The 15650-nt window shown below is 52.0% G+C and carries 13 protein-coding genes; 6 read left to right on the forward strand and 7 right to left on the reverse strand.

What is annotated here, in order from left to right; genetic code table 11:
* The first annotated feature begins 60 nt into the window (after window positions 1–60).
* Window positions 61–1113, forward strand: a complete 1053-nt coding sequence (miaA, locus tag IQ268_RS04845; protein WP_339383552.1) for a tRNA (adenosine(37)-N6)-dimethylallyltransferase MiaA — start codon at window positions 61–63, stop codon at window positions 1111–1113.
* A 138-nt stretch (window positions 1114–1251) separates the two neighbouring features.
* On the opposite strand, the gene ctpB is transcribed toward miaA, so the two are convergent.
* Window positions 1252–2610, reverse strand: coding sequence for a carboxyl-terminal processing protease CtpB (gene ctpB, locus IQ268_RS04850; RefSeq protein WP_193876116.1), 1359 nt, complete (start codon window positions 2608–2610; stop codon window positions 1252–1254).
* 735 nt (window positions 2611–3345) lie between these two features.
* Here ctpB and IQ268_RS04855 point away from each other — a divergent pair.
* The 4 genes from IQ268_RS04855 (at window position 3346) to ndhD1 (ending at window position 8295) form a co-directional block, all read left to right on the forward strand.
* A complete protein-coding gene (locus tag IQ268_RS04855; RefSeq protein ID WP_193876118.1) occupies window positions 3346–4035 on the forward strand; it encodes a YdcF family protein in 690 nt (229 codons plus the stop codon).
* A gap of 43 nt (window positions 4036–4078) precedes the next feature.
* Window positions 4079–4222: a hypothetical protein gene (locus IQ268_RS04860; protein ID WP_193876120.1), complete on the forward strand. Its 144-nt coding sequence runs from the start codon at window positions 4079–4081 to the stop codon at window positions 4220–4222.
* Between the two features lie 269 nt (window positions 4223–4491).
* Window positions 4492–6582, forward strand: coding sequence for an NAD(P)H-quinone oxidoreductase subunit 5 (locus IQ268_RS04865; RefSeq protein ID WP_193876122.1), 2091 nt, complete (start codon window positions 4492–4494; stop codon window positions 6580–6582).
* A gap of 129 nt (window positions 6583–6711) precedes the next feature.
* A complete protein-coding gene (ndhD1, locus tag IQ268_RS04870; RefSeq protein ID WP_193876282.1) occupies window positions 6712–8295 on the forward strand; it encodes a photosynthetic/respiratory NAD(P)H-quinone oxidoreductase subunit D1 in 1584 nt (527 codons plus the stop codon).
* 55 nt (window positions 8296–8350) lie between these two features.
* Here ndhD1 and IQ268_RS04875 read toward each other — a convergent pair whose 3' ends face one another.
* Window positions 8351–9001 (reverse strand): PD-(D/E)XK nuclease family protein, encoded by a 651-nt coding sequence (locus IQ268_RS04875; protein ID WP_193876123.1) that lies wholly within the window; start codon window positions 8999–9001, stop codon window positions 8351–8353.
* A 178-nt stretch (window positions 9002–9179) separates the two neighbouring features.
* On the opposite strand from IQ268_RS04875, the gene IQ268_RS04880 reads away from it, so the two are divergent.
* On the forward strand, window positions 9180–10157 hold the full coding sequence (locus tag IQ268_RS04880) for a class I SAM-dependent methyltransferase (RefSeq protein ID WP_193876125.1): 978 nt from the start codon (window positions 9180–9182) through the stop codon (window positions 10155–10157).
* A gap of 47 nt (window positions 10158–10204) precedes the next feature.
* Here IQ268_RS04880 and IQ268_RS04885 read toward each other — a convergent pair whose 3' ends face one another.
* From IQ268_RS04885 to IQ268_RS04905, 5 genes are all read right to left on the reverse strand, one after another.
* A complete protein-coding gene (locus IQ268_RS04885; protein WP_193876127.1) occupies window positions 10205–11077 on the reverse strand; it encodes a 6-carboxytetrahydropterin synthase in 873 nt (290 codons plus the stop codon).
* Between the two features lie 139 nt (window positions 11078–11216).
* Entirely contained in the window at window positions 11217–12533 is a 1317-nt protein-coding gene (locus tag IQ268_RS04890; RefSeq protein WP_193876129.1) for a TAXI family TRAP transporter solute-binding subunit, read from the reverse strand.
* A 254-nt stretch (window positions 12534–12787) separates the two neighbouring features.
* Window positions 12788–13537 (reverse strand): DUF561 domain-containing protein, encoded by a 750-nt coding sequence (locus IQ268_RS04895; RefSeq protein WP_193876131.1) that lies wholly within the window; start codon window positions 13535–13537, stop codon window positions 12788–12790.
* A gap of 232 nt (window positions 13538–13769) precedes the next feature.
* Window positions 13770–14888 (reverse strand): HAMP domain-containing sensor histidine kinase, encoded by a 1119-nt coding sequence (locus IQ268_RS04900; RefSeq protein WP_339383553.1) that lies wholly within the window; start codon window positions 14886–14888, stop codon window positions 13770–13772.
* An 8-nt stretch (window positions 14889–14896) separates the two neighbouring features.
* Window positions 14897–15607 carry a response regulator gene (locus tag IQ268_RS04905; protein WP_193876133.1) on the reverse strand — a complete coding sequence of 237 codons (711 nt, stop codon included), beginning with the start codon at window positions 15605–15607 and terminating at the stop codon, window positions 14897–14899.
* Window positions 15608–15650 lie beyond the last annotated feature (43 nt).

A 15650-nucleotide genomic window follows, 5' to 3' on the forward strand; every position in this document is an offset into this window, starting at 1 on the left:
TCTCAAGCGGATTTTATGATAGGGATGGAGCAACCTTGATGCGATAAGTTGAAGCATTTTGTGACTAACGATAGTAATACATTTGTACTGAAGTCTGCTGTTCCTATTCTAATCGTTATTTGTGGCCCAACGGCAACTGGTAAGTCTGGTTTGGCGATCGCTCTATCACACCATCTTCCGGCTGTGATCTTAAGTGCCGATTCTCGTCAAGTGTATCGGGAGTTTAATATTGGTACGGCCAAGCCCTCCATCAGCGATCGGCTGCGCGTGCCGCATTATTTGATAGATAGTTGCAACCCTACAGAAACATTGACATTGGCAGAGTATCAAGCGCAGGCGCAGGCACTCATCCGTCAATGCCACGAAAAATGTGGCCGCGTTGGCGATCGCCCAACGGTCAACTACGGTGGCGCAGAACCCTGGAGCGGGAGCGCTCCTATTCCGCTGTTGGTGGGTGGAACTGGACTCTATATCCGTTCTATTGTGCGTGGAATGCAGATTCCCAGAGTTGCCCCGCAGCCAGAGTTGCGATCGCAGCTCCAGAACCTCGGTCAACCGCAGTGCTATTCCTTGCTGCGGCAGGTGGATGCTGCATCGGCTCAAAAAATTCACCCAAACGATCAGGTGCGAACCTTGCGGGCGCTGGAAGTGTTCTACACCACGGGGCGATCGATCACCGTGCAGCAGGGAGAGCGTCCACCTCTCTATCCAATTTTGCAAATTGGTTTGGACTGCCTTGCTGCCACAGATGGCTCTTCTCGATCGATGGTTGATGATCCCCTGACTGCTCGAATTAAACAGCGTACGCATCAAATGATTGCCGACGGATTTGTTGAGGAAGTTGAAACCCTTTGTCAAACCTATGGAGCGGATCTGCCGTTGCTGAACACGCTGGGCTACCAGGAGGTAAAACAATACCTGGCTGGAGACCTTTCGTTGCCAGAGGCGATCGATCTTACCGTTCTGCATACGCGTCAGTTTGCGAAGCGCCAACGAACCTGGTTTCGAGCCGATCGCCAAATTGAGTGGTTTGATGCCGACCACCCCGATCTGGTGGCTCAGGTTTGGCAGCGAGTCCAGCAGTTCCTCACGATGCATTCTGCCCGGTTGTGAGAGCCACGGATGTCTGGCAAAGAACTATACAAAAGGGGCAATTGGCAACAGGCAGGATGTCTCTTGCCAATTGCCAATGCCCCGCGTCACTCAACATCAACCCGATACAGTTCGGCAACCTCAATAGCGGCCAGTGGCCTACTGATAAGCCCGCCGATTCGCATCCATTGTTGTCTCTGGACTGCGCTCAGAAACCTGTTGGTTTTGACTGGGCAGGGTGCGGTTTGCCAACACGCTTTGCCGCAATGAGTCTACTGCACCCGCATACTGCGGATCGGATGGAGTAGCCAGCAGATTGGGATTGCTGGTCAGTTGTTGCCGCTGTTGATCCGTGAGATCAATTTGAACGTGGGGCGTGATCCCACGGTGGCTGATGTCGGTTCCGCCCGGTGTGTAGTAGTGGGCGATCGTCACGGCTAAGCCCGATCCATCCGACAGCGCATGTACCGATTGCACCAACGCTTTACCAAATGTGCGGCTACCTACAATGGTGGCACGCTGGTTATCCATCAATGCCCCAGTCAAGATTTCGCTGGAACTGGCCGAGTTACCGTTCACCAACACAGCGAGCGGTAGGTTGGTCAGGGCTGTGTGGTTCGCGGTTGTTTCTTTGCTATTGCCTGCTCGATCGACGGTTCGCACGATCGCCCCCTGCTCCATCCACATGCGCGAAATATCAATACTGGCTTGCAGCAAACCACCCGGATTACCGCGCAAATCCAAAACAAATGCTTCAGCACCCTGTTTGGTTAGCTCTTCAATCGCCTGTTGCATTTGCTCAGACGCATGACCACTGAACTCTGCCAGACGGATGTAGCCCACCTGGACATTTCCTTCACGCTTCAAGGCGTAGTTAACCGTACGCAGTTGAATGCGCTCACGGGTTAACGGTAAATCAAAGGCACCCGTTCCGGTGCGGTCAATTCGCAGCGTGATGCGAGTGCCGATTTCACCTCGGATTAGCTCAGATGCTTCATCAACGGTCATCCCCTGAGTCGGCTTGCCATCGATGGCTAAAATGCGATCGCCCGCCTGAACGCCTGCCACCATTGCTGGAGAGTTTTGAATCGGTTCGACTACCGTTAACGACTGGGTGTTGTCGTCTAGCCGCAACCGAATACCAATGCCAGACAGTTCTCCAGACGTTTGACTGGTGAGGGCGCGATATTGTCTGGGATCAAGAAAGCGAGTGTAGGGATCTTCCAGGCGCTCTAGCGATTCTCTGAGTGCCGTGTAGGCTTCTTCGCGAGACGTATATTCTCGTCCAAGCAATTCCTGCCGAACCTGTTGCCAGTCAACCCGATTAAAGGTCGTGTCAACGTATTCTCGATTCACAATCTGCCAGGCTTCGTCCAATAGGGCTTTTGGACTATCTTCTAGTGCTGCATTTACAGCAGGACTTAAGACTGGACTCAGAAAAGACAGCGTAGTGGTTGTAGCGATCGCCCCACCAAACAGGGCTACTTGCAGCAGGTGTGGAAGAGAAGGGTGCTTCATTGTGACAACCAGGGCTAGTTAAGAACAGATGTGGGGTTAAGTTTGGGGGAATGGATAACAGATTGAGCCGAACCAATTGAGCAGAAACAGAGTTGAAGAAACGCCAGGGTCAATGAATGGTGGGTCTATCTGGCTTGATGCAATAACTTGCCATAGCATGATTCCCGAAATAGCTCCACTCCTCACACAACCAAAACTATTTCTTGAAATGAGCTGGATTCTAGGATAGTCAAGCCGTTCAGTTAACCTGGAACAACTCTGTGCCAGTTTGCTTCAGTGTCTTCCAGGCAAGACGAGGAAAATTTTCCTCGGTTGCCGCACAGCATGGCAGCGTAAAACCCCCTGATGCGGAATTCGGACAGATCAGGCTGAACTCTCCAACTTTTCCTGCTAATTTAACGTCCTCATTCTCTTTTTCCTGATAAATCGATGCATAAATTTACCAACTCTCCGATAATTTGGCATAGGAATCCCTTCTAATGCCACACTAATGGCGCGAAGGGTTGCAGTAAGAGGATGTTTGATAAGTAAAAAATGTCTCTTGTAATGTCTCCTGTGATGGTGTAGCATTCCGGCCATACTTCTGGTTTTATTTCGAGGGTTGTTTGCCGAATGCTATGCCCCTACGGGTGTTGGGCTACCAATCAGACTTCTAAAACATCCTCTAAGAGCAACGGGATGCCTTGCCGCAGGTGCCTTCGGCTTAGCGGTTTTACCTAACTCAATCCATGTCTTATGCTCAACAGAGTGCAGCGGCGGTGGCTTAAACGCCGAGCTAAACGAGCTGGTCTGCTGGTGTTCGGGGTTTTATTGGGCGGTTGGTTGCTCATCAACAGCGCCATGCTTCGCTCTGCGGCCAGCCAACCAGTTGATGCGTTCCTGGTTCTGGGTGGCAGCATTCAACGGGAAATTCATGTGGCAGAGTTAGCCAGGCAGCATCCTGAAACGCCAATCTTGATTTCGACTGGTTCTCCAGTGCCCTGTGTCTGGCTAATTTTTCAGCGAGCCAATGCCCCAATCCAGAAAGTTTGGCTAGAAAATTGCGCTCACTCTACGTTTGATAACTTTTTCTTTGGCCTGCCTGTTTTGCAGCATTGGCAGACCCGCAAGGTTCAGTTAATTACCTCGCCCACCCATCTTCCCAGAGCCGTGTGGATGGCTAAGATTCTGCTGGGCGCTCATGGAATCTGGGTTGAGCCAGATATTGTGGTAGAAACAGGGACTCCTGCTAATCGGGAATTTTGGTGGAAAACAGGCTTGGATGTAACTCGCAGTTTGGTGTGGGCGGCGGTTAGTCAGGTTTATCGACCGTCCTGTTCATCTCTGTATCCGTTAGCGGCGATCGACATGCAGCAATGGCAACATCATAATTTTCACTGCGAACGTCAGGGACACCTTGAGAACCAGTTGCTTAAGACCCAGTAGGATGTCATTCGCAGCGGTGAACTGTCGGTGCTGTAGAGCGAGCGTGGGGTTATATGTACCTCCAAGTGGGGGCGATCGCTATTTTGCCCTGCCAATATTGAGTGTGTTTCCCAAATCGTGGCTGGAGATCATGCTGGAGTGGTTCGAGCTGGCTAACCTGAATCGAGGTTATGAAATAAATCAGTAATTCTTTAAAAGCAGGACAACTTGCCTGCAAAAGTGATAGGCAGATGGAGACGCTTGCCATACAAGAGGAAATGCCGACTTGCGTCATGCCGATCTTGGGACGAACGTCCTGCGAATTGGATAGCTGAGTTAACAGCTAATTGTTCTGTATGCACTGTCTCATCACGATTTGAGAGGTTATACCTGGAGTGAGAAACTACCGAGACGGCTATGTGTCACAATGTAAACGGTTTTGCCAACTCGGTGAAAGGTTTGGAGTAGGCGTGAGTCATGGAACCGATTTATAAGTATGCCTGGTTGATTCCGGTTCTGCCGCTGGCAGGAGCGATGTTAGTCGGCTTAGGTTTAATTTCGTACAGCAAAGCAACAAGCCATTTACGTAGAGTATGCGCTGGCTTTATCGTGTCGTTGATCGGAGCGGCAATGACCCTGTCATTTGCCCTTCTGTGGAGCCAAATTCAGGGGCACGAAACATACACTCAAGCAATTGAATGGGCTGCGGCAGGAGATTTTCGCCTGACGATGGGATACACCATCGATCACTTAACGGCATTGATGCTGGTGATTGTGACTACCGTGGCGTTTCTGGTCATGGTTTACACCGATGGCTACATGGCTCATGATCCAGGCTATGTTCGCTTCTATGCCTATCTGAGTCTATTTAGCTCGTCTATGTTGGGGTTGGTTATTAGCCCCAACCTGGTTCAGGTATATATTTTCTGGGAACTGGTCGGCATGTGTTCTTACTTGCTGATTGGGTTCTGGTATGACCGAAAAGCGGCGGCAGATGCATGTCAAAAGGCATTTGTCACAAACCGTGTGGGAGACTTTGGGTTACTGCTGGGCATTTTGGCGCTGTATTGGGCTACTGGAAGCTTTGAGTTTGTTGAAATTGGCGATCGCCTTCAGCAACTGGTTGAATCGGGTGCCCTTAGTGCTGGTCTGGCCTCGTTTTTTGCCATCCTGGTGTTTTTAGGGCCGGTGGCAAAGTCGGCTCAGTTTCCGCTGCATGTGTGGTTGCCCGATGCGATGGAAGGTCCAACGCCAATCTCAGCCTTGATTCATGCGGCCACGATGGTGGCTGCCGGGGTCTTTCTCATTGCGCGGATGTTCCCGATGTTCGAGCATCTGCCGATGGCGATGGATACGATCGCCTGGACAGGAGCCGTCACCGCTTTCCTGGGAGCGTCGATCGCGATTACCCAAAACGACATCAAAAAGGGGTTGGCTTACTCCACCATGTCGCAGTTGGGTTACATGGTGATGGCAATGGGAGTGGGCGCGTATGGCGCTGGTCTTTTTCACTTGATGACCCATGCCTACTTCAAGGCAATGCTGTTTTTGGGTTCCGGTTCGGTGATTCACGGCATGGAGTCTGTGGTGGGTCACGATCCAGCCTATGCTCAGGACATGCGCTTGATGGGTGGGTTGCGTCGCTATATGCCTGCTACCGCCATTACCTTTTTAATTGGCACCCTGGCTATTTCTGGGATTCCTCCTTTTGCGGGGTTCTGGTCAAAGGATGAAATTTTAGGCTCAACCTTTGCTGTTAATCCTTTTTTGTGGATCATTGGCTGGCTAACCGCCGGGGTTACGGCTTTCTACATGTTCCGGATGTACTTCATGACCTTTGAGGGACCATTCCGGGGAAATGAGGCGGAGATTAAGCAACAGCTTAAGAATGAAAAGTTGCAGCGTTTGGGGCTGGCCTTTGGCCCTGGGGCGATGAACCCGCAGGAACTAACGGCTGGGGTCGAGCATCATGACGAGCCTGATCATGACGCTCATGGGGATCATCACCACAGCCACGAACCACACGAATCGCCGTTGAGTATGACACTGCCGCTGGTGGTGCTGGCGATTCCATCTATGGTAATTGGGTTGGTGGGTACTCCGTTTGCGAATTACTTTGAGGACTTCATCCATCCCCCTGGAGAAGCGGTACACGAAACCTCGATGGCGTTGGAAACCTTCGACTGGACAGAGTTTCTAACGATGGGCGGTAGTTCCGTTGGCATTGCGCTAATTGGTATTACCCTGGCATCGCTGATGTATCTCAGACACAAGATTGACCCTGCGGCGATCGCCAAGTCCGTTGAGCCGTTGTACAAGCTGTCACTGAACAAGTGGTACTTTGACGAGATTTATGATGCTCTCTTCGTGCGGGGCAGCCGTCGTCTGGCACGACAAGTGCTAGAGGTGGATGTGCGGATCGTGGATGGCATTGTGAACCTGGCGGGTTTTGTCACCCTGGTGACTGGGGAAGGACTGAAGTATCTGGAAAACGGACGGGCACAGTTCTATGCCCTGATCGTATTTGGGGCTGTTCTTGGTTTAGTTCTGCTTTCTGGAGTCACCTGATTTTGGCGCTATCAGCTCTGTGGACATGGGCGGTTGCCCTGGCTCACGGCCGATCGTCCTTCAATGGGAGCTTTGGCTCCTTGCAAAATCTCATCGCTTATAACAATTGGCTGATGAATGCTGATGAATATTGATAATTTTCCCTGGCTAACCACAGTCATTCTGTTTCCTCTACTGGCGTCGCTGCTGATCCCGTTCTTGCCAGATAAAGATGGCAAAACCATTCGCTGGTATGCCCTGACGGTTGGACTGATTGATTTTGCGGTTTTGGTCTATGCCTTCTACACGCAGTACGATTTTTCTGACCCTGGTTTGCAGTTGGTTGAGAGTTATTCCTGGGTTCCGTCTCTCGACTTGAGGTGGTCAGTGGGTGCAGATGGCCTATCGATGCCGCTGATTTTGTTAACTGGTTTTATTACCACGTTGGCTATTCTGGCATCCTGGCCTGTGACGCTAAAACCGCGACTGTTTTATTTTCTGATGCTGGCGATGTACGGTGGGCAAATTGCCGTTTTTGCCGTTCAGGATATGCTGCTGTTCTTCCTGGTATGGGAGTTGGAGCTAATTCCGGTTTACCTGCTGCTGGCGATTTGGGGTGGTAAAAAGCGGCTGTATGCTGCGACAAAATTCATCCTGTACACCGCAGGCGGTTCGCTGTTTATCCTGGTCTGCGCTCTGGCGATGGCGTTTTATGGTGACACCGTTACCTTTGATATGCGATCGCTGATGGCAAAGGATTTTCCGATAAACTTCCAGCTTCTGGTGTATGGAGGCTTCCTGATTGCCTATGCGGTTAAGTTGCCGATCTTTCCACTGCATACCTGGTTGCCGGACGCACACGGTGAAGCCACTGCCCCAGTCCACATGTTGCTGGCTGGCATTCTGCTAAAGATGGGTGGGTATGCCCTGGTTCGGATGAACTGCGAAATGTTGCCCGATGCCCATGCTGTAGTTGCTCCAGCGTTGGTAATTTTGGGGGTGGTAAACATCATCTATGCCGCTCTAACCTCGTTTGCCCAACGAAACTTGAAACGGAAGATTGCCTACTCCTCTATTTCCCACATGGGATTTGTTCTAATCGGGATCGGCTCATTTACCGACCTGGGGTTGAGCGGTGCTGTGTTGCAAATGGTGTCGCACGGGCTGATCGGAGCCAGTTTGTTCTTCCTGGTTGGGGCAACCTATGACCGGACTCACACCTTGATTCTGGAGGAAATGGGCGGCGTTGGCCGGAAGATGCCCAAGATCTTTGCGATGTTCACGACCTGTTCCCTGGCTTCGCTGGCGTTACCGGGAATGAGCGGGTTTGTAGCTGAGATCATGGTGTTTGTTGGTTTTTCGACCAGCGATGCCTACGAGCTTCCGTTTAAGCTGATTGTGGTCATTCTGGCCGCGGTGGGTGTGATTTTGACCCCCATTTACCTGCTGTCGATGTTGCGGCAGATCTTTTATGGCCCCGAAAACAAGGAGCTAACCTCGCATGAGGTGTTAGTGGATGCCGAACCGCGTGAGGTGTTTATCATTGCTTGCTTGCTCATCCCAATCATTGGCATTGGTCTTTATCCAAAGCTGCTGACTCAGGTGTATGATGCCAAGACGATTCAGCTTACGGCTCGATTGCGCGATTCGATTCCGGCACTGGTGAAGACACCAGAGGCTCCAGAGCCACTGGCAATGTACTCGCTGCAAGCGCCGGAACTGCTCCCTAGCTAAATCAGCATTGTCGGATTATGGCGATCGCCAGTCCCATGGCTGGCGATTTCTGTGTTTAAAACCGTTGATAAAACAGCGCAACCCGCTCTTGCCACTGCTGCCAGTAATCTCGCATTGCGTCTGAAGAGAACCAAAACACTTCAGCGGGTTGATCTGGAATGGCTACTGCCAGTAGGGCATGGCTTAGGGTGGTTCCGGCAGCAGCATAGAGATGATTGACCGCTCCACAATAGGCGGCAAGCTGAAGCGGCCCGTCATATAACCGTTCAATAGAGCCTTTGGGGCGATCGGCGGTCTTCCAGTCGCAAATGCAGGGCACTCCCTGATAGCTGGCAACACAATCGACCTTCCCGGCATAGCCCAGGTCATAGTGAAACACCTTGCTCTCCACTAACTGCACGTCGTGAATTCGGCCTAAAACGGGTTTGAAGCTCTCCCAGTAAGGTTTAGCATCCTCTGGGCAGGGAATCTCTTCACCGATCAAATAGCTTTTAATTTGCTTGTGGGTGAGTGTCCCTCGTCTGCTAGCCGATCCGGAAATTCGCATGGCCTCAGCCGTTCCAACTCGTTGCCGCCATTGCTGAAGCGAGTCGCGATCGGCCTGTGGTTTCGTCGCATTCAGGATAGTTGTGACGCTGGGTAGGCGAACGCCATGATCATCCACAAGGTATCCGCGTCCGGCACTGCGTTTGGCTGAGTTGGTCATCGGCTAGCCTAATTACCGCTCAAACTGTTCAGTATAGATGAGATACAACGGCAGCATTGGGAATAGCAGACAGCCATCTGCTAATTGGAGATGATACAGTCGTGCTAGGGTGCTTTAGCCCGTCTGGTTAATGCCACTCGTTCACGCAGATCAACCCCACCTTTAACTATTATTAATTATGACGGCGGCTGTAGAATCCTCACCTAGACTCGCTTCTACCCTGATCAACGGCATCTTGTCCATCAAGCCGCTGGCTCACCTGGCCAAGCATCAGGCTCGCAGCATGATGATCAAACGGGCTGAATCGATTGGGGTCTATTGGCGCAATGAAGTAAAAACGCTGCGATCGCGCGGCAGTGCTGCCGAGTTTGCGCCGGAGTGGGATGCCGAACTTGCTACGCTGCAAAATCCAGCGTTGGTTTATCCCGACTATTATTTACGCACGTTTCACGCCTACGAGCAGGGCAACCTGAGTTGGGATGCGGCGATGGAAGTGGAAGTGGCTGCTCATGCGGTTCATGCTCGAATTTGGCAAGATGCCGGAGCAGAAGGGGATGCCATGCTGCGGCAGAGCTATCACAACCTGTTGCGTCAGCAGATTCCAGGTTCGCCCAATGCGATTTTAGATATCGGTTGCAGCGTTGGCATGAGCACATTTTCCCTGCATACGACCTATCCAGAAGCGCAAATTACGGGGGTTGACCTGTCGCCCTATTTTTTGGCGATCGCCCAATATCGTTCCCAGCAACGCAGCTCTTTACCCTCCGCCATGAGCTATGCATCGACGGCTCATGCCCCCACGTGGATTCATGCGGCAGCAGAGCAAACAGGCTTGCCAGAGGCATCCTTTGACCTGGTTTCTGCCTTTTTAGTCTTCCACGAACTGCCTCAAACAGCGGCGATCGCCATCTTGCAAGAGGCGCGTCGAGTGCTGCGTCCCGGTGGTTGTTTTGCCATGATGGACATGAATCCCAAGTCGGAGATCTATGCCAAAATGCCGCCCTACATCTTAACGCTGCTCAAGAGTACGGAGCCGTATTTAGATGAATACTTTGGGCTGGAACTGGAACAGGCCATCTACGAGGCGGGTTTTACCCAACCAACGGCGATTTGCAATAGCCCTCGCCACCGCACGGTGATTGCTCAGGCGCGGTAACTACAATTCAAACTGGGAAAAGAGAGGGCGATCACCCTCTCTGCTGTTTATACCTCAACTAGGTTAGGTTCTTCTATGCCAGACTCAACGGGTTGAGCCTCAGGCTCAACACAGTACACCTCGCAGGAATTGTTGGGGCTTTCAATTAGCTTCACCTTGTGCAGTGTTGCTCCGGTTGCGCGGATTGGAGCACGCAACAAATCGCGAATGTGAACGGCAATATTTTCTGCGGTGGGCACAACTTCGGCAAAGTGAGGAATATCTTTGTTGAGGAAGGTGTGATCGAACGGTTCAACGACGTGGGTATCGATCGCGTTTTGCACGGCTGTCAGGTCAGCAATCATACCTGTTCGCGGATCGATCTTTCCCGTGACCGTTACTTCCAGGTGATAGTTGTGTCCGTGGCCGTTGACGCGAGCGCACTTGCCGTAAATTTCGCTGTTTTGCTCTAGCGTTAGATGCGGCAGGGCTAAGCGATGAGCCGCGCTAAAGTGAGTACTAATGGTTAAATAAGCGTTCATAGCGTTTCCTTCGTATTCAGCCCACAGTTCCGGACTTTCAAAGAGTTGGATGCGAACCAGCGGCAGGTGTGAAGCCAGACGCTGCCAGATGACCCGCGCTAAGTTTTCGGTTGTCGGCAGCGTTTGCTGTAGCTCAGGCCAGGTGTCGTTTAAGTAAGAAAAGTCGAGCTGACTTGTGACTTCTCGCTTAATCACCTGCTTCACATCTGAGAGGTTCAGCACCATGCCATAGTCATCTAGCTCTCCTAGCATCGAGACATACAACACGTAGTTGTGTCCGTGTCCAGGGAAGCGAGCGCCTAGCCCAAATTTCTCGGCGTTTTCAGTCTCGCTCAGCTCTGGTAGCCAATAGCGATGGCTGGCCGCGAACTGCGCTCGACGGTTAATGATACATTTCATAGGAAAATGTTTAAGTTCTGTGAACCTGCGCTCCTTATCAGGATAGCAAGAATCCCGATTCGTTTCTGTTTTGCGCCAGGTCAGCCAATTTTAAGCCGGGCTGGGAAAGCCAAGTCTTGCTGACTCTACCGATCGCCACTCACTGTTTGACCGACTGTTCTGAGCTTAACTCTTGCTTGGAGTAGAGATTCAGTAGCACCACTTCTCGATGGCGAATGGTAGCGATCGCCATTTCCCAGGTAAAAGCAAACGACTGAAACGATTGGGGCGAAATCCGGTCTTCGTCCAAATCCACAACGACTTTGTGCAAAATCTCGAACAAATAGCGACGAAGCTGGTTGAGCTGTTCCAACTCGACCGACTTTTGCACGTCATCAATTAAACCGAGAATTTCTAAGTTGTACATATCGGCGCGATTTTTTTGGCGCTCCTTCAACCACAGGCGAAACTGCCAGACGCCGGAAAAGATCAGGATCGACACCGACAGCAGCAGCCCGATCGGCTCGGCATATTCGACTAAAAAACTGGGTTCGTCCTGGTCGTAATAAGCTCGCGCTCCCGGATGCATCGGCAAGCCTAAATTCATGCTCGATTCGGGCAGGGTAATGTTGGCCGCTCTGGGATATTGCGCCACCAGCTCATTACGAAATTCAAACAGGGTTTGCGCGATCGCCCGCACCACTTCGGGGTTAACATCCGCATGGGATACTAGCACAGCTCGCACCCCCACCACGGGCAGGTCAGTGGGTGGGGTTGGAATGGCTCCATCGTAGGTACCTTTCGGAATTTGAGTCGCTTCCAAATATGGAAAGGATAGCCGTAACGCGGTCGCCTGATCGATCGGAATTAGGCGGGCTTGCGTATTGCTGAGCAGTTCACTAATTGAAGGATTGCCAAGAGCCAGCACGCGAAATAGGGCATCGACCTCCCCGGCGCGAAAGGCTGTATGCGCTTCTGCTGCCCCAAGTGAGACAAATTCAAAATCGGTTTCGGCTAAACCATAATGCCGACTGAGCGGCCAAAACAGAGCATAGGAACCGCTGCCTTCTGGCATGAGCGCGATCCGCTTTCCTTTCAAATCGGCGACGGTTTGAATGTCTGTATCCGCAGCGGCAACCAGATGAAATACTTCAGGAAACAGATAGGCGATCGCGCGAACCGACGGAGTCACAGGGGTATCGTTTTGCACGATCGCTAAATTGACTCGCCCTTGCTCCAGCAGTTGCATGTTTTCAGGCGATCCTTTAGTTTCTAATACAGTGATATCAATTTTGGGATCGTGCCGTTCCACCACATTTGCCAGTGCTTGGGCAAAGGCATAATATTCTCCGTCTTTGCTAGCGGTTGCGATCGTCAACTGATAGGTCTGCTTTTGTTCAAGCGCCCACAACACGGCAAAGGCGATCGCCGCACCAACGCTTAGCAGTACCACTGGAAACGTAAACCTGCTTTGCATCGATATACCGAGAGACTCTCTCAGAATTAGAGCATTAGCTTCTTAACGGTAATAGTAATCTGTTTCTGCGGCACCACTTTCTAGTCCAGAAATAGGGCTAGTCGAGAAATAGGGCTAATAGAGAAGTAGGGGTGGGGGTGTTCTCACTCACAAAATCACTTCAACGCAAAAGGGCATCCACTAAGGGATGCCCCCAGACATGATTGAAACGAGCTTGAATGCCGTGGGTGCTGATCCAGCGGGTGCCGATCTGCTTAGCGACGAACGCGATCGAACGAAACCGTTGCTAATGCTTCAACCAGGCTGCGAACTACGGCTACCATTGCCACTTCGCTGTTGAGCTGATGAATCGCAGAACCAACCCCAATACCAGACGCTCCTGCGGCGATCGCCATCGGAGCGGTAACGCTAGACAAGCCAGACGCGCACAGCACCGGCACCGTAACCGCACGAGATATTTCAGAAGCGGCAGCCAGGGTGGGTGCTGCTTTTTCAATCAACCCCAGGGTGCCAGCGTGGGTTGGGTTACTGCTGGTACCGCCTTCGGTTTGAATGATATCCGCCCCGGCATTGACCAGTTCTTCGGCCAGTTGTACCTGCTGGTCTAACGGTAGAATGTGCGGCACTGTGACCGAAAGGGGGATTGCCGGCAGCAGCGATCGGGTTTTGCGGGTCAGTTCCAGGACTTCCGCCGCTTCAAAGCGACGACCCTGGGCATAGAACGCATCAAAATTGCCAATTTCAATCAGGTCTGCTCCAGCTTTGACGGCAGCAACGAACCGCTCAGGCTCCACGGCTGAGACGCACACGGGCAGTTGGGTGAGCTGCTTGGCGAGGGTCACTAATGCTGGATCGGCTGCAATATCTACAAAGGTGGCACCACCGCGATCGGCAGCTTTCACCGTTGCCGCAACCCGATCGGCATCAAAATTAGTTAAACCACTGATGATTTTGAGCGCATTCCGTTGAGTAAAAGCGGTCTGTAGAGTGGGATGGATGGTCATGAGTCTTTTTGTGTTGAGCAAATCGTACGGATCATTTTGCCACTCCCTGACCGGAGATACCAGCGTTTAGCGGAAACGTTAATCCGGAAAGCGGCTGTGGGGAAACAAATAGCCAACCATTCCCCACCCAACGAACAGTGAAAGCCCGATCGCCAGTAGGGCTAAAGAAAGGAGAGACATAGGCTAAATCTCATGCACAACGCTATTACTGTAGAGCGTTGGTTTGACATCCCTATGGCTGCAATGTCGCAAAGCGTTTACGTTCGGCTAGCGGCAGCGAAAACCGGAAGGTGCTGCCCCGGCCTACCTCGCTTTCTGCCTCAATTTTGCCGCCTTGCAGCTCAACCAGCCGTCGAGAAATCGCCAAACCAATTCCGGTGCCGCCAGAGGTGCGATCGCGCGATCGATCGGCGCGCCAAAACCGCTCAAACACGTGGGGCAAATCCTCCGGCGCAATGCCCTGCCCGGTATCAATCACAGCCAGCCACACCTTGTCGGTTTCTGGGGTCACCTGAACACTAACCGAACCAGAGGAGGTGTAGCGCAAGGCATTGCCAATCAGGTTAACTAATATTTGTTCTACTCGTCCCGGATCGGCTAAAACAGGCGGTGTCTCAGGCGGGTAATGAAGGCGCAGTTCAATCCCTTCGGAGAGCTGGTCGGAAAACCTTTGAATCAAGGCCGTCAGCAGCGGATGCAGATCGACTGGCCTTGCATCAATTGGCAGGTAGCCCGCTTCCATTTTCGAGAGTTCCTGCAAATCGTTGACCAATCGCTGCATCCGTCTGGTTTCATTGGACAGCAGTTGGTAAATGGCGGGCGATGCGTCCACCGTTCCGTCTGCCAAGCCTTCCAGATAGCCGCCAATTACCGTTAACGGCGTTCGCAGTTCATGGGTCAGATCGCTAACCAGATCGCGGCGGCGCTGCTCTACATTTTCGAGATCGATCGCCATCCGGTTAAAGCTGGCGGCTAACTGGTCTAGTTCTGGAATTTCGTTCGGTGGCACCCTGGCATCCATTTGCCCTGCGGCAAACTTTTTGGTAATTTCCTCCATCTGGATTAGCGGCTGCACGATACGCTTGGACACCAGATAACTCAACCCTCCGGCTGCCGTTGCCCCCACCACCACCGACCAGATGGCTCCACGGCTCCACGCTTGCTCAAAGCCGCGAACCAGTTCGGTGCGAATTTGACGAACTCGAAAGCCCGCCACCTCAATTTGCTCTAAATACACCCGGAAAAAGCGGGGGGATGATACTTTGCCAATGACCGTCAAGGTTGATAGCCCCACCAGCATCACAATGACGTGGGAGAGGAACAGCCGCGATCGCAGTCCAATTTTTGCCACTCGCGCCCCTAGCCTCCCGTACCGTCTTCGAACTTGTAGCCTACCCCAATCACCGTTTTCACAAAGGTTGGGTTCGCCGGATCTGGTTCAACCTTCTTCCGCAGCCGAGCAATGTGCGTATCCACAACTCGCTCATCCCCAAAAAAATCGTTGCCCCACAGTTTCTCAATCAACTGGGTTCGGCTCCAAACTCGCCCCGGATAGCTCATAAACGTGGTCAGCAGGTCAAATTCGAGCGTGGTTAAGTCGAGCGGTTCCGCTGTACCAGAGTCTACCAGGCGATGTGCTACTCGCTGATCGACATCAATCGAAAAATGCTGGGTTTGATAACTCTGGCTCTGCCCTCCCTGGCGCAGCGTCCGCCGCAACAGTGCCCGCACTCTGGCAACCAGTTCTCTGGGGCTGAATGGCTTCACCATGTAGTCATCGGCTCCGGTCGAAAGCCCAATGATCCGATCCATTTCTTCCCCTTTAGCCGTCAGCATCAGAATATAAGGATCTTTGCTGCCCGGTTTCTGGCGAATGCGAGCGCAGACTTCTAACCCATCTAATTGGGGAATCATTAAATCGAGGATGATTAAATCTGGTTTCTGCTCTTGAAAAATTTGGATGGCGGTGAGACCATCTCGACAGACACGACAGGAAAATCCTTCTTTTTCAAGATAGAGCTGAATTAACTGGGCAATTTCGGCTTCATCTTCAACGATTAAGATGTCCATGAGTTTCCTGTTATATCCTGGTCACCTGGTAGGTACGTATAAC

It is taken from the genome of Oculatella sp. LEGE 06141 (genome assembly GCF_015207605.1).
Taxonomy (GTDB): domain Bacteria; phylum Cyanobacteriota; class Cyanobacteriia; order Elainellales; family Elainellaceae; genus Oculatella.

What these genes read in the sequence shown, in the direction of transcription:
- ctpB (WP_193876116.1), bottom strand. Translation starts at nt 2,610, where the DNA reads ATGAAGCACCCTTCTCTTCCACACCTGCTGCAAGTAGCCCTGTTTGGT.
- IQ268_RS04855 (WP_193876118.1), top strand. Translation starts at nt 3,346, where the DNA reads ATGCTCAACAGAGTGCAGCGGCGGTGGCTTAAACGCCGAGCTAAACGA.
- IQ268_RS04865 (WP_193876122.1), top strand. Translation starts at nt 4,492, where the DNA reads ATGGAACCGATTTATAAGTATGCCTGGTTGATTCCGGTTCTGCCGCTG.
- IQ268_RS04875 (WP_193876123.1), bottom strand. Translation starts at nt 9,001, where the DNA reads ATGACCAACTCAGCCAAACGCAGTGCCGGACGCGGATACCTTGTGGAT.
- IQ268_RS04880 (WP_193876125.1), top strand. Translation starts at nt 9,180, where the DNA reads ATGACGGCGGCTGTAGAATCCTCACCTAGACTCGCTTCTACCCTGATC.
- IQ268_RS04885 (WP_193876127.1), bottom strand. Translation starts at nt 11,077, where the DNA reads ATGAAATGTATCATTAACCGTCGAGCGCAGTTCGCGGCCAGCCATCGC.
- IQ268_RS04890 (WP_193876129.1), bottom strand. Translation starts at nt 12,533, where the DNA reads ATGCAAAGCAGGTTTACGTTTCCAGTGGTACTGCTAAGCGTTGGTGCG.
- IQ268_RS04895 (WP_193876131.1), bottom strand. Translation starts at nt 13,537, where the DNA reads ATGACCATCCATCCCACTCTACAGACCGCTTTTACTCAACGGAATGCG.
- IQ268_RS04905 (WP_193876133.1), bottom strand. Translation starts at nt 15,607, where the DNA reads ATGGACATCTTAATCGTTGAAGATGAAGCCGAAATTGCCCAGTTAATT.